General features: G+C 73.4%; 12 protein-coding genes. 4 read left to right on the top strand and 8 right to left on the bottom strand.

Annotated features, from left to right (window positions below; all coding sequences use genetic code 11):
- Positions 1-5: 5 nt before the first annotated feature.
- From ACIQVD_RS05590 to ACIQVD_RS05565, 6 genes are all read right to left on the bottom strand, one after another.
- Entirely contained in the window at positions 6-1160 is a 1155-nt protein-coding gene (locus tag ACIQVD_RS05590; RefSeq protein WP_400682188.1) for a cystathionine gamma-synthase, read from the bottom strand.
- Positions 1161-1697: 537 nt separating this feature from the next.
- Positions 1698-2231: a DUF1203 domain-containing protein gene (locus ACIQVD_RS05585; protein WP_402286237.1), complete on the bottom strand. Its 534-nt coding sequence runs from the start codon at positions 2229-2231 to the stop codon at positions 1698-1700.
- Positions 2232-2370: 139 nt separating this feature from the next.
- Positions 2371-3570 carry a hypothetical protein gene (locus ACIQVD_RS05580; protein ID WP_402286234.1) on the bottom strand — a complete coding sequence of 400 codons (1200 nt, stop codon included), beginning with the start codon at positions 3568-3570 and terminating at the stop codon, positions 2371-2373.
- Positions 3571-3845: 275 nt separating this feature from the next.
- A complete protein-coding gene (locus ACIQVD_RS05575) occupies positions 3846-5126 on the bottom strand; it encodes an Ig-like domain-containing protein (protein ID WP_400682192.1) in 1281 nt (426 codons plus the stop codon).
- Between the two features lie 175 nt (positions 5127-5301).
- The gene (locus ACIQVD_RS05570) at positions 5302-5628 is read right to left on the bottom strand and encodes a hypothetical protein (RefSeq protein WP_100836583.1); all 327 of its coding nucleotides are present in this window, start codon (positions 5626-5628) and stop codon (positions 5302-5304) included.
- A 484-nt stretch (positions 5629-6112) separates the two neighbouring features.
- A complete protein-coding gene (locus ACIQVD_RS05565) occupies positions 6113-7537 on the bottom strand; it encodes a cystathionine beta-synthase (RefSeq protein ID WP_402286231.1) in 1425 nt (474 codons plus the stop codon).
- A 196-nt stretch (positions 7538-7733) separates the two neighbouring features.
- Here ACIQVD_RS05565 and ACIQVD_RS05560 point away from each other — a divergent pair, with 196 nt between their 5' ends.
- The 3 genes from ACIQVD_RS05560 to ACIQVD_RS05550 all read left to right on the top strand — a co-directional run bounded on the left by ACIQVD_RS05560 (position 7734) and on the right by ACIQVD_RS05550 (position 11328).
- On the top strand, positions 7734-8834 hold the full coding sequence (locus tag ACIQVD_RS05560; RefSeq protein WP_400682196.1) for an SGNH/GDSL hydrolase family protein: 1101 nt from the start codon (positions 7734-7736) through the stop codon (positions 8832-8834).
- Positions 8835-8890: 56 nt separating this feature from the next.
- Positions 8891-10111 (top strand): acetyl-CoA C-acetyltransferase, encoded by a 1221-nt coding sequence (locus ACIQVD_RS05555; protein ID WP_400682197.1) that lies wholly within the window; start codon positions 8891-8893, stop codon positions 10109-10111.
- 278 nt (positions 10112-10389) lie between these two features.
- Entirely contained in the window at positions 10390-11328 is a 939-nt protein-coding gene (locus ACIQVD_RS05550) for a hypothetical protein (RefSeq protein WP_400682198.1), read from the top strand.
- Positions 11329-11435: 107 nt separating this feature from the next.
- Here ACIQVD_RS05550 and ACIQVD_RS05545 read toward each other — a convergent pair whose 3' ends face one another.
- Positions 11436-11834, bottom strand: a complete 399-nt coding sequence (locus tag ACIQVD_RS05545; RefSeq protein ID WP_402286227.1) for a hypothetical protein — start codon at positions 11832-11834, stop codon at positions 11436-11438.
- A 108-nt stretch (positions 11835-11942) separates the two neighbouring features.
- Positions 11943-12824, bottom strand: coding sequence for a Bax inhibitor-1/YccA family protein (locus ACIQVD_RS05540; protein ID WP_400682202.1), 882 nt, complete (start codon positions 12822-12824; stop codon positions 11943-11945).
- Positions 12825-12993: 169 nt separating this feature from the next.
- On the opposite strand from ACIQVD_RS05540, the gene ACIQVD_RS05535 reads away from it, so the two are divergent.
- On the top strand, positions 12994-13521 hold the full coding sequence (locus ACIQVD_RS05535; RefSeq protein WP_400682204.1) for a peptidylprolyl isomerase: 528 nt from the start codon (positions 12994-12996) through the stop codon (positions 13519-13521).
- The last annotated feature ends 21 nt before the right edge of the window (positions 13522-13542 follow it).

Here is a 13542-nt window from a genome sequence, read left to right as displayed (position 1 = left end):
GGCCGTCAGCCGAGGGCCTGCTCCAGGTCGGCGAGCAGGTCGGCGGCGGACTCGATGCCCACCGAGACGCGCACCAGGTCGGCGGGCACCTCCAGCGGAGAGCCGGCCGCGGAGGCGTGGGTCATCCGGCCGGGGTGCTCGATCAGCGACTCGACGCCGCCCAGCGACTCGCCCAGGGTGAACAGTTCGGCCCGGTTGCAGACCTCGACGGCGGCCTGCTCGCCGCCCGCGACCCGGAACGAGACCATGCCGCCGAACGCCTTCATCTGCTTGGCGGCGACGTCGTGCCCGGGGTGGCCGGGCAGGCCCGGGTAGAGCACCTGGCTCACCTTCGGGTGCCCGGCCAGCAGTTCGGCGACCTTCTCGGCGTTCTCCGAGTGCCGGTCCATCCGGACGCCGAGCGTCTTGATGCCGCGCAGCACCAGCCAGGCGTCGAACGGCCCGGCCACCGCGCCCATCGCGTTCTGGTGGTAGGCGACCTCCTCGGCCAGGCCCGCGTCGGCGACCACCAGGGCGCCGCCGACCACGTCGGAGTGCCCGCCCATGTACTTGGTGGTGGAGTGCACCACGACGTCCGCGCCGAACGAGATCGGCTGCTGGAGGTAGGGGCTGGCGAAGGTGTTGTCGACCACCAGCCTGGCGCCGGCGGCGTGCGCGATCTCGGCGACCGCGGCGAGGTCGGTGATGCCGAGCAGCGGGTTGGACGGGGTCTCCACCCACACCGCGCGGGTGGTCGGACGGATCGCCTCGCGCACCTTCTCGGGGTGGTGGGTGTCGGCGACGGAGAACTCGACGCCCCAGCGGGTCAGCACCTTGGCGAACAGCCGGAAGGTGCCGCCGTAGGCGTCGTTGGGGATGACGATGTGGTCGCCGGGCTTGAGCAGGGTGCGCAGCAGGGTGTCCTCGGCGGCCAGCCCGGAGGCGAAGGCGAGGCCGCGCGCGCCGCCCTCGATCGCGGCCAGGCACTCCTCCAGCGCGGTGCGGGTCGGGTTGGCGGAGCGGCTGTACTCGTAGCCCTCGCGCAGTCCGCCGACGCCGTCCTGCTTGTAGGTGGACACCTGGTAGATCGGCGTCACGACTGCCCCGGTCCGGGGGTCCGCTTCCTGGCCCGCGTGGATGGCGAGTGTCTCGAAGCCGTGGGAAAGCTGGTGCTCGGTCATGCTCCCGAGCCTAGTGCGACGGGAGGGCTCCCCGGGGCGTGCCGCGGCGGGAGGCCGGACCCGGACGCCGGACCGGCGGTCCGCGACCGGCGAAGTCCCGCAGCACCAGGGGTCGTACCGCCACGATCGACCGACCGCACGCCCGATCGACACACGGAGGACACGGGGGGACACGGGGGGACGCGGAGTGTCCACCGGGCGTACCGAGCGCACCGGGCGCACCGGGCGCGCCGGTTCGCGCCGCTCCGGCCGGGCCCTGGTCGCCGGGTCGGACCGGTTCCAGCCGGGCCCGGTGGAGCCGTGGCTGCTGAGCGGCGCGATCGGCTACCCGGCGCTGCGGGTGGTGTCCCCGACCCGCCGCCCACGACCCGCCGCCCGTCGCCCACGGCCCGCCGCCCACGGCCCGTGCCGGTGGCCGGCGGCCGGCGGCCGGTCCGGAGCCGGTCCGGGCCGCCCGGCCCCACGGCGTGGGCCCGCACGGGCGCGGTGCGCGACCGGCAGGGGGCGCCGTACTGCGCGAAGCCGGGCGCCCGACGGCTACCCGCGGCGCACCTCGTGCAGGAAGCAGCCGAACTCGACGGCCCGCACGTGCAGTACGGCGGTCGCCGGGTCGGCCAGCAGTTCGGCCGCGAGCGAGGGGAGTTCGGCCGGTCCGCCGAGTCGGCCGCCGAGGATCCGGCCGTCCGCCGCGTAGGCCCGCAGCACCCGCGGCCCGCCGTGGAAGCCCGCCGGCCAGCCGCCGGGGTGACCCGGGCACGGCTCGGCGTGCACGAACACCGGGCCGGTCTCCAGGTACGGCCCGGGGTCGCAGCCGGTCTCGGCGGCCCAGCGCAGCAGCGGCGCGTACGACAGCAGGGTGATCCGCTCGCCGGGCCTGGCCCTGGTCAGGCAGCAGCGCAGCGGTTCGCCGCCCTGCTCGGTGACGGCGGACGTCCGGGCGCGCCCGGCGTCGTCGGTGCGGCGCAGCGCGTCCAGCACGGGCCTGGGGACGGCACGGACGTCGAGCGCCGGGGCGGTGCCGGGAGCTGCGGTGGCCGGAGCTGCGGTGGCGGTGGCGGTGGCGGTTTCCATGCGTCCAGCCTGCGCCCGGCGCCCGCCGCGGTCCGGCGGCTTCCGGACGTCGCGCTGCGGCCGGGGCCCGGAACGCGCGGCGGCCCGCCGCGGGGGCTTCCCGCGGCGGGCCGTGCCGCACCGGCGTGCTGACGGTGGATCAGGTCAGCTCGGGGGCCAGTTCCTTGATCTCCTCGAAGCTGAGGCCGCTGTGGTTCATCGACTCGGCGACGCTCCGCTCGATGCCGAGCTTGCCCAGTTCGGCGTACTGCGCGTCGGTCAGCGGGGCGGCCGGGCCCAGGTCGATGCCGCCGAGGTCGACGTCGGGGTCGGTGCCGTCCTCGAAGCCGCCGGCCATCGAGGCGAACATCTCCTGGAGCTGGCCGAGGTCGATCTCGGTGGCGCCGGTCGGGGCGCCCTGGGTGGTGCCGTCGGTGGAGATGCCGATCCGCAGCGGCAGGTGCGCCGACCAGTCGGACTTCTCGACGAGCTGGGCGAAGTCGAAGGTGACCGCCTGCGGGCGGCCGTCCTTGATCTGCACGTCGGCGGAGAGCTTGCGGTCCGGGACGTCGGCGAAGTCGCCCTCGGCCGGGAGCCCCGGGGAGCCGGGGATGTTCTTGGCGACGCCGGTGAACGACTTGTACAGCGCCTCGACCAGCGGGCGGGCGGGCGCGGAGACCCGGATCACGTCGTCGGCGTCGGCGCTCTTGCCCTTGTCCTCCAGCGTGACGTTGTCGGAGAGGGCGTCGCTCAGCGAGTCGCAGAAGTCGTTGAGCACGGACGGGTCGAGGCTGGGCGAGGGCTTCGGGGTGGCGCCCTTGCCGGCCGCGCCGCCGCCGGCCGCCTGCTGGGACAGTTCCTGGAGCTTGGCGACGTCCACCGAGACCCACTTGCCGCCGACCAGGTCCTTGAGCGGGGCGGCCTCGGGCGGCAGCTGGTCGAGGCCGGACTCGAACTCCGGGCCGTCCTCGCCCGCGAGCTGGGCGATGCCGCGCACGTCGACCTTGAGGTACGCCTTGTCGCCGACCAGCCGGAAGTCGGCGTAGGTCTTGCCGTCCTTCTTGCTGTTCAGCGCGTAGCCGAGCGTGACCCCCTCGTTCTTGGCGCTCCCACCGCTCCCGCCGGCGGCGCAGCCGGACGTGAAGCCTCCGGCGTCCTTGAGCGGCTTGTCGTAGCCGACCGACACGGACAGCTTGAGGTCGGAGAGCAGGTCGGCGGCCTGCTTCTCGATCGGGTCGTCGATCGCCTCGCCGAACGCGACCAGCTGCGAGGAGCTGGCGTCGAGCGAGAGGTCGACCGTGACCGTCTTGGCGTCGCCGAGCTTGTCGAACGCCTTGTCGAGCTTCTGACCGGCGGTCAACTGCTCGACGGTGCCACAGGCGGCGAGGCCGCCGCCGAGGAGGACGGCTCCGGTGGTGACGGCTATGCCCGCGCGGACGGTGCGGCGGCGGATGACGGTGTTGATGGCTTGCTCCTGCTACCTGGAGACGGTTCGGGCCCGGTCGGCCCTGCCGCGGAGGCAAGCTCAGCACAATGGCGTGTCCCCCCGCACGCGGATATTTTTACCATTCGTTGAGGACACTCTCACCGGCCCCCCACCTTCCGTGTCCGAACCGTGCCCTCTCCGTGCACGCGTCAGACGGCGCTCCCGGCGACCCAGTCCGACCAGGCCATGTTCCAACCGTTCAGGCCGTTGCCGGGGTTGACGGTGCGGTCGCCGGAATTCACCACCTCGACCACGTCGCCGATCATCGAACTCGCGTAGAACTCCGCGGCGTCGGTGCGCGGGTCGTTCCCGCCCTGGACGTCCTGCAGCGCGATGCAGCCGTGGCTGGTGTTGTCGTTGCCGAACTGCCCGGCGGGCGACCAGTAGTTGCCGTGGATGAAGGTGCCCGAGCTGGTCAGCCGCTGGGCGTGCGGCACGTCCGGGATGTCGTACTCGCTGCCCAGGCCGACCGTGCTGGAGTTCATCCGGGTCTGCTGGTAGCGCTCGGAGATCACCAGTTTGCCGCCCCAGGTGCGGTGTTCGGGCGCGCCGCCGATCACCGGGTAGGTCGCGGTGACCCGCCCGTCGGTGCGGACGGTGAGGGTGTCGGCCTTCAGGTCGGCGGTGGAGACCTGGCTGCGGCCGATGGTGAAGCCGACGTCCTTGGACTGCGTGCCGTAGACGCCCTTGGCCCCGGCCACGTCCTTGAGCCGCAGCTTGAGGGTGACCTTGGTGCCCTTCGCCCAGTACTCGCGCGGGCGGAAGTCGAGCCGGGTGGCGTCGTACCAGTGGCCGACGATCTCCACCGGCGGGTCGGCGACCACGGTGATCGCCTGCTGCACGGCCTTCCGGTCGGTGATCGCCTTGTTGAAGTTGATCGACACCGGCATGCCGACGCCGACGGTGCTGCCGTCCTCGGGGGTGAAGTAGCCGACGAAGGTGTTGGCCGGGGAGGCGGTCGAGAAGCTGGCGTTGGCGTCGGCCGGGCGCTGCCCGGCGTCCACGGCGGAGGCGGCGACGGTGTACGCGGTTCCGCTGGCGAGCTGGTCGGTGGAGGTCCAGCTCGCGCCGTCGGCGGAGAGCTCTCCTCCTATCGGCTGCCCGGACCGGTCGGTGACGGTCACCGAGGTCAGGGTGCCGTTCAGCACGGTGACGGTGACCGGCTCGGTGAACGGCGCGGCGGTGACGCCGTCGGCGGGCTTGATGGTGATCTCCGCCACCGAGGCCTTCGGGCTGGTGGACGGGGTGGCGGAGGTCCCGCCCGCGGCGGGGGCCGAGCCGGAGGCGCTGGCGGGGCCGGACTTCCCGCCGCCGCCCGTGCAGGCCGCGACCAGCAGCACGGGGGCGCCCAGCAACCCGGAGAGCACGCCGCGCCGGCTCCAGTTGCCGCCGCGCGGCCGGTCCTGCTTCTCCGGTGCGGTCACGTCCACGCTCCTCGTTCCAAGATCACGCATATATGTGCAGATCGTACGAGAGTACCCAAGCGATGGGCAGAAAGGACAAAAGCCCGGTCCGGGGCTGCCGGACCGGGCTCTCGCACGGCTGGAACGCGGGCGGGACCCGCGTGTCCGGGACCCGGGGACGGGTCCCGGACGGGACGCGGTGTCACTGCACCTCGTACTCGTCCCAGCTCTCGTCGTCGGGGTCGTAGTCGGTGCTGGCGGACTCCCAGGTCGCGGAGGCGAGCTCCACGCCGGGGACGTCGCCGAGCAGGGCGACCGGGTCGACGAAGTGGGCGAGGGAACCGGTCGGGTCCACCTCGATCGCCTCGACGGCCTGGGCCCGCTCGTCGTCGTCCAGGTACTCGTCGTCGGAGACCTGGGTGAGCGCGGCGGCCTTGAGGGCCCCCTCGTCGGTGATCTCGGCGATCAGCTCGATGGTGAGGCGAACGTAGCGCGGTGCGTCCTGCTCGGGCAGGTCGGTGCTGGTCATGTCAGCGAGCCTAGGGCCTCGCACACCCTTCCGGAAACGAGACGGGGCCGGGAGCCGGACCCGGAGCCGGTACGGAGCGGGGTGCGGCGGCGGGCATGAGGAAGGGCCGGCCCGGGCGAACCCGGACCGGCCCTTCCTCCTCCGCTCGGACTCCCCCACCCGGGAGCTCGCGGAGCCGCGCCTCGCGGCGCGATCTCTGGCCGCGGGAGCCGCCGCACCCTGATGACAGGGGCGGGACGACGGCGCCTCCCACGGTCCGGACACGGTGGGCCGGGTCAGGGCCGACCGGTCGTGTCCTGGGTGACCGCTCAGGATGGGGAGCCGCTCCCGTCCTGTGCTGTCACCGCTCTCGGCTTCTTGCCGTGCTTCAAAGATGCCGTGCCCGTGTTAACCGGATGATGCGCAGCTGTGACGTCCGAGTACCAACTGTTCCGGGGCCCGGATTCCTCACCCGGACGGCGGGCGGAGCCGCCCGGGCGGGCGGTCAGTGGCCGGCCCGGGCGGTCAGGAAGGACAGCAGGTCCTGGCGGGTCACGATGCCCTGCGGCTTGCCCTCGACCAGCACCACCACCGCGTCGGCCTTCTCCAGCACCGCCATCAGGTTGGTCACCGACTCGCCGGAGCCGACCACCGGCAGCGGCTTCGACATCACCCCGTCGAGCGTGTCGGTCAGCTGGATCCGCCCGCTGAACAGGCCGTCCAGCAGCTCCCGCTCGACCACCGAGCCGATCACCTCGCCGGCCATGATGTCCGGGTGCCCGGCGCCCGGGGAGACCACCGGCATCTGCGAGACGCCGAAGTCCCGCAGCACCCGGACCGCCTCGGCGACCGTCTCGTTGGGGTGCATGTGCACGAACTGCGGGATGCCCTCGTGCTCGACGGCGTCCTTGCGGCCCAGCACCTCGCCGATGTGCGCCTCGTCGGTGGCGGTCGGCAGGAAGCCGTAGTCCGCCATCCAGTCGTCGTTGAAGATCTTCGACAGGTAGCCGCGGCCGCCGTCCGGCAGCAGCACCACCACCACGTCCTCCGGCCCCAGGTCGCGGGCCACCTCCAGCGCCGCCACCACGGCCATCCCGCAGGAGCCGCCGACCAGCAGGCCCTCCTCCTTGGCGAGGCGGCGGGTCATCTGGAACGAGTCCTTGTCGGAGACCGCGACGATCCGGTCCGCGACCTGCCGGTCGTAGGCGGTCGGCCAGAAGTCCTCGCCGACGCCCTCCACCAGGTAGGGCCGCCCGGTGCCGCCCGAGTAGACCGAGCCCTCCGGGTCCGCGCCGATCACCTGCACCTTCCCGCCGGAGACCTCCTTGAGGTAGTTGCCGGTGCCGGAGATCGTCCCGCCGGTGCCGACGCCCGCCACGAAGTGGGTGATCCGCCCCTCGGTCTGCTCCCACAGCTCCGGGCCGGTGGAGTGGTAGTGCGAGGCCGGGTTCTCCGGGTTGGAGTACTGGTCCGGCTTCCACGCGTTCGGGGTCTCCCGGACCAGCCGGTCCGAGACGTTGTAGTACGAGTCCGGGTGCTCCGGGGCGACCGCGGTGGGACAGACCACCACCTCGGCGCCGTACGCCCGCAGGGTGTTGATCTTGTCCGTCGACACCTTGTCCGGGCAGACGAAGATGCAGCGGTAGCCCTTCTGCTGGGCCACGATCGCCAGCCCCACCCCGGTGTTGCCGCTGGTGGGCTCGACGATGGTGCCGCCGGGCTTGAGCGCGCCGGAAGCCTCCGCCGCCTCGATCATCCGCACGGCGATCCGGTCCTTCACCGAACCGCCCGGATTGAAGTACTCGACCTTCGCCAGCACGGTGGCGCTGATCCCCTCGGCGACCTTGTTGAGCTTCACCAACGGGGTGTCGCCGACCAGCTCGATGATCGAATTGTGGTACCGCACGGGGGTCCTCCCGGTCCGTGGCATCACTGTTCTGCCGAAACCCCCAGCCTAGGCCCCCCTCCGCGCCCCGACCGCCCCGCGCGGCCCCCGCCGCCGGGGTGCCCGCGGTGCGGCGCGGTCCGGCGGGCGGGTGGTTCTGCGGGGGCGGGCCGGTACGGCGGCGCGGTCGGGGGGTATCCAGGGTGGTAGCGGTTGTGTGGAGCGGAGAGGGGGTGGGCCCATGGCCGGCTCGCAGGCGTCGAGGGCCCGGGTGGCGCGGCGGATCGCCACGGCGGCGGCGTACGGGGGCGGAGGGCTGGGGCTGCTGGGGGTGGGGCTGGCCGGGGTGCTGCTGACCGAGAGCCGGATGGCGGTCCGGGCGATCGGGGTGCTGGACGGGGAGCCGCCGTTCGCGGACGGGGTGTACGGCGAGGGTTTCGCCGATCCGCAGGACGCCCGTCGGCCGCTGGTGCTGGCGTTCCTGGGTGACTCGACGGCGGCGGGGCTGGGGGTGCAGCGTTCGCAGGAGACGCCGGGCGCGCTGCTGGCCTCGGGGCTGGCCTCGGTCGCGGAGCGCCGGGTGCGGCTGGTGAACGTGGCGAAGTCGGGGGCGCGCTCGTCGGACCTGGTCCGGCAGCTGGAGGCGGCGCTGGCGCACCGGCCGGACGTCGCGGTGGTGATGATCGGCGCGAACGACGTGACCCGGCACGCCCCGGCGGCCCGCAGCGTGCGCGAGCTGGGCGAGGCGGTGGGCGCGCTGGTCTCGGCGGGCTGCCGGGTGGTGGTGGGCACCTGTCCGGACCTGGGCACCATCAAGCCGGTCCGGCCGCCGCTGCGCTGGGTGGCGCGGCGGGTGAGCCGGCAGCTCGCGGCGGCGCAGACCATCGCGGTGGTGGGGGCGGGCGGACGGACGGTCTCGCTGGGTTCGCTGCTGGGTCCGGAGTTCGCGTCCCGGCCGGAGCTGTTCGCCGAGGACCGCTACCACCCGTCCGCGCAGGGTTACGCGACGGCGGCGATGGCGCTGCTGCCCTCGCTCTGCGCGGCGCTGGGGCTGTGGCCGCAGGAGTCGCCGGAGGCGGGCGGCGTGGTGGAGCCGCAGGCGGTGCTGCCGGTGGCGGTGGCGGCCGCGGCGGCGGCGGGGCGTTCGGGCACCGAGGTGACGGCGGCGGGTCCGGTGAACGGCACCTGGCGGTGGGCGACCTTGAAGCAGCGGTTCCGGCTGGCCCTGCCCGGCGGGGAGGACGCCGCGCCCGCGCAGGTGGCGGGCGGCCGTCCGTCGCGGGCGATCGCGTCGGCGAACTCACATCCGGAGGCGGATGACGCCGGAGCTACCAAGCGGTAACTTTCCCGGGAGATCCACCGGATCGCGTCCCGAGGTCACTCAGCGAGGAGCCCGCCATGCCCGAAGCCGTCATCGTCAGCGCCGCCCGTTCGCCGATCGGCCGGGCGTTCAAGGGTTCGCTGAAGGACGTCCGCCCGGACGACCTGACCGCGCAGATCATCGGCGCCGCGCTCGCGAAGGTCCCGCAGCTGGACCCGCGGCAGATCGACGACCTGATGCTGGGCTGCGGCCTGCCGGGCGGCGAGCAGGGCCACAACCTGGCCCGGATCGTGGCCGTCCAGATGGGCATGGACTACCTGCCGGGCGCGACGGTCACCCGCTACTGCTCGTCCTCGCTCCAGACCACCCGGATGGCGCTGCACGCGATCAAGGCGGGCGAGGGCGACGTCTTCGTCTCGGCGGGCGTGGAGACCGTCTCGCGCTCGGTCAACGGCACCTCGGACGGCATGCCGGGCACCACGAACCCGCTGTTCGACGAGGCCCAGGCGCGCACCAGGCACCGCGCCGAGACCGGCGGCGGCGAGTGGCACGACCCGCGCGAGGACGGCCTGCTGCCGGACGCGTACATCGCGATGGGCCAGACCGCGGAGAACCTGGCCGCGCTGAAGGGGATCACCCGGGCCGAGCAGGACGAGTTCGGCGTGCGGTCGCAGAACCTGGCCGAGGCGGCGATCGAGGCCGGTTTCTGGCAGCGCGAGATCACCCCGGTGACGCTGCCGGACGGCACCGTGGTGAGCGCGGACGACGGCCCGCGCGCGGGCGTGACGCTGGAGGGCGTGTCCGGCCTGAAGCCGGTGTTCCGCCCCGACGGCACCGTGACGGCCGGTAACTGCTGCCCGCTGAACGACGGCGCGGCGGCGCTGGTGGTCATGTCGGACACCAAGGCGCGCGAGCTGGGCATCACGCCGCTGGCCCGGGTGGTGTCCACCGGCGTCTCCGGCCTCTCCCCCGAGATCATGGGCTACGGCCCGGTGGAGGCGTCCAAGCAGGCGCTGCGGCGGGCCGGGCTGTCGATCGGCGACATCGACCTGGTGGAGATCAACGAGGCGTTCGCCGCCCAGGTCATCCCGTCCTACCGGGACTTGGGCGTGGACCTGGACCGGCTGAACGTGAACGGCGGCGCGATCGCGGTCGGCCACCCCTTCGGCATGACCGGCGCCCGGATCACCACCACGCTGATCAACTCCCTCCAGTGGCACGACAAGCAGTTCGGCCTGGAGACCATGTGCGTGGGCGGCGGGCAGGGCATGGCGATGGTCATCGAGCGCCTGAGCTGAGCGCTGTGACGCGCGTCTCACCCGTCTGGAGTGACGCAGCGTGATTGAGGGCCGGATCACACCCGAGGTGTGATCCGGCCCGTTTTTCGTCCTTCCGGGACCGGATTGTCGACGCACCGGATTGGATCAACTCCGCAGCGTAGAAAGGTATTACCTAACAATTTGAGGACAAGTGGGAAAGACGCCGACAAATCCGACATCAGCCACTGCAGTAACGGCCGCCGATACGGCAGTGTGGAGGCGTAACCCCGTTCCGCTCCTCGTTGGGAGTACGTTCCGTGAGCGCCGTCTTCCTCTCCCTGCTGCTGGTACTGATCGCCCTGACCACCGCTGTCCTGCTCCACCTCCGCGCACTGGCAAGGAAGTTGGCAGACCGGCAGCCGAACCCGCAGTGGGACGAGGCGCTGATACGCCGCGCCGTCGCCGAAGCCCTGGCCGCCGACCGGGAGCGGGAGATCACCGAGGCCCGGGCGTTCTGGGCCGAGCAGGAGGCCCGCGCCGCCGAGGACTCCCCGCTGTTCGACACCCCGTTCACCACCATCGGCGAGGACTGGCCGATCTTCTTCCCGCGCCCGACCGGGCCGCAGGAGGCCGCCGACAACGGCGTGATGGACCCGGAGTTCGGCGAGGCGCTGCGGCACGCGCTGGAGGACCTGATCAAGGACGCCCCGGCGGACGGCGGCCCGGCCGGCGGCGCCCGCGCCCCGCACCCGGCCCACCCCGCACACCCGGCGCACCCCGCGCAGGGCGGCGGCTTCCCGGCGCCCGGCGACAACGGCGACGTGCAGGCCCGCCGGGAGGCCGACCTGCTGGCCACCGGCCTGGAGGCCGGGCTGCTGGACGCCGAGGGGGAGCCCGCGACCGCGCCCGACCCGCGCCGGCACCCCTCGCACCCGGACTTCATCCCCAGCCCGACCCCGTCCCGCGAGTGGACCGACGACCGGCTGGCCGCGCTCGCCGAGGAGCGGATCGCGCTGACCGACGTCCGCCCCGGCCCGCTCGGCACCCTGGACGTGTACGCCTTCGCCGACGGCACCACGCTCTGCGTCGCCCCCGGCGACCGGGAGGCCGCCTACCGGCTGATCGACGCCGTCCGGGCCGGTGAGGACGTCCGGCTGCTCGGCGGGTCCCGGTTCTCCGGCTCGTACTCGCTGACCTTCTCCACCGACGACGAGACGGTCTACGTGCTCGCCGACCGGGTGGTCGCCTCGATCTGACCGCCCGCCCGCGCCCGCGACGGGGCGCCGACCGCCCGGCAAGGGGTTGCCCGGGCCGGCTCGGCGCCCCGTCGGCGTTCCGGCGCCCGGGCGGCCCTGACGGGGCGTCAGGCGGTGAGCCGGTCGGTCCGCTCGACCTCGGCGAGCGCGGCGGCCAGCGCGGCCGGCGCGTCCGGGTGACCGGTGCCCGCGGCGAGCGCCAGGTCGTGCCCGGTGACCGCGAGTTGGTCGCCCACCGCGAACGCCCCGCAGTCGGGCACCGCCAGCGCGGGCAGGCCCTCCAGCGCCCGGGCCCGGTCGGCCAGCCGACCGGCCAGGTCGAGCGCGGCGGCGGCCCGGGACGGGTGCCCGGGGACGACGGCCAGCAGGCGGCTCTGCGGCATCGCCCGGAAGCGGTCGGCGAGCCGGTCGACGGCGGCGGTCAGCCGGGCGGCGTCGGCGGCGAGGTCCTCGGCGGGCGGGCGCTCGGCGGGGAGCTGCGGGGCGGCGGGGAGGTGCTCGGACATGCCCCCGAGCGTAGGCCCTCGCCCGGGCACGCGGCGGGCCCCGGAGGATCGTTCCTCCGGGGCCCGCCGCGGTCCGCGCCGTGCGGCGCGGTCGGTCGTGCGGCGCGGTCAGTCGTCGCCGCGCAGGATGGCGATCAGGCGCAGCATCTCCAGGTAGATCCACACCAGCGACAGCGTCAGGCCGAAGGCGGCCCGCCAGGCCTCCTTCTCGGGGGCGCCCTGCCGGATGCCCTCCTCGATCTCGGCGTAGTCCAGGGTGAGGAAGAACGCGCCGAGCGCGATGCCGATCAGGCCGACCACGATGCCCAGCGGGCCCGAACGCAGGCCGAAGTCGGCGCCGAAGAGCATCGCGACCAGGTTGACCAGCATCAGGAGCAGGAAGCCCATGGCGATCGTGAGGCCGATCCGGGTGTACCGGGGGGTGACCCGGATCCGGCCGCTCTTGTAGGCGATCAGCGTGGCCGCGAACACCGCGGCGGTGCCCAGCACGGCCTGGATGGCGATGCCCTCGAAGAGCGTCTCGAAGGCCTTGCTGAGCGCGCCGAGGAAGAAGCCCTCCAGCGCCGCGTAGGCCAGGATCAGGCCGGGGTTGACGCTGCGCTTGAAGCTCACCACCAGGCCGATGACCATGGCGACCAGGGCGGCGCCGATCGCCGGGGCGAAGTTGTCCACCGGCACGGTGAACCAGGCCACCGCGCCGAACGCGACCAGGGTGAGCAGCGTCATGGCCGTGCGGGCCACCACGTCGTCCATCGTCATCCGGCCGGTCCGGGCCGGACCGGCGGACGGCGCGCCGTACATCGCGGCGAGCTGGTCGTCCGTCAGCGGCGGCTGCCCGGCGGCCTGCGGGCCGCCGTACGGGCCGCCCGCGTACGGGGACCCGTAGGCCGGCTGCCCGGGCTGGGCGGCCGTCTGCGTGCCGAACCCCGCGTACTGGTTGTCGCGGGTGAAGGACCCCTCCCGCGAGAAGACCGGGTTCCTGCTTCTCATCACATTCCCTCCGGGGCGGCACGGCACCACCCACACAGAGCACAAGAGTAATGGTTTGGCAAAGTATTCCGCGTCGGTCGTGAGGATGATCCGTGTCGGCTGCGCGGGGGGCCACCGAGGGGGCAGGGTGGGTGGCGCAACTGACGCATACCCAGAAAGGCGGCCCCCGATGGCCGAGGAGCTGTACGCCACGCTGAAGACCAACAGGGGCGACATCGTGATCCGGCTGCTGCCGGACCACGCGCCCAAGACGGTCAAGAACTTCGTGGAGCTGGCGACGGGTGAGCGCCAGTGGACCGACCCGAACACCGGGCAGCCCAGCAACGAGCCGCTGTACGACGGCACGGTGTTCCACCGGGTCATCGAGGGCTTCATGATCCAGGGCGGCGACCCGCTGGGCAACGGCACCGGCGGCCCGGGCTACGAGTTCGCCGACGAGTTCCACCCGGACCTGGCCTTCACCAAGCCGTACCTGCTGGCGATGGCCAACGCGGGCCCGGGCACCAACGGTTCGCAGTTCTTCGTCACGGTCGGCGCGACCAGCTGGCTGACCGGCAAGCACACCATCTTCGGCGAGGTCGCGGACGAGGCCAGCCGGAAGGTCGTCGACGCGATCGCCACCACCGCGACCAACCCGCGCAACGACCGCCCGGTGCAGGACGTGGTGATCGAGAAGGTCGCGATCGAGACCCGCTGACCGGTCCGGCACCCGGAAGCC

The organism is Kitasatospora sp. NPDC090308 (genome assembly GCF_044769485.1).
GTDB classification, from domain to species: Bacteria; Actinomycetota; Actinomycetes; order Streptomycetales; family Streptomycetaceae; genus Kitasatospora; species Kitasatospora fiedleri.
The sequence above is the reverse complement of the archived record's forward strand: the minus strand, read 5'-3'. Positions and strand labels throughout refer to the sequence as shown.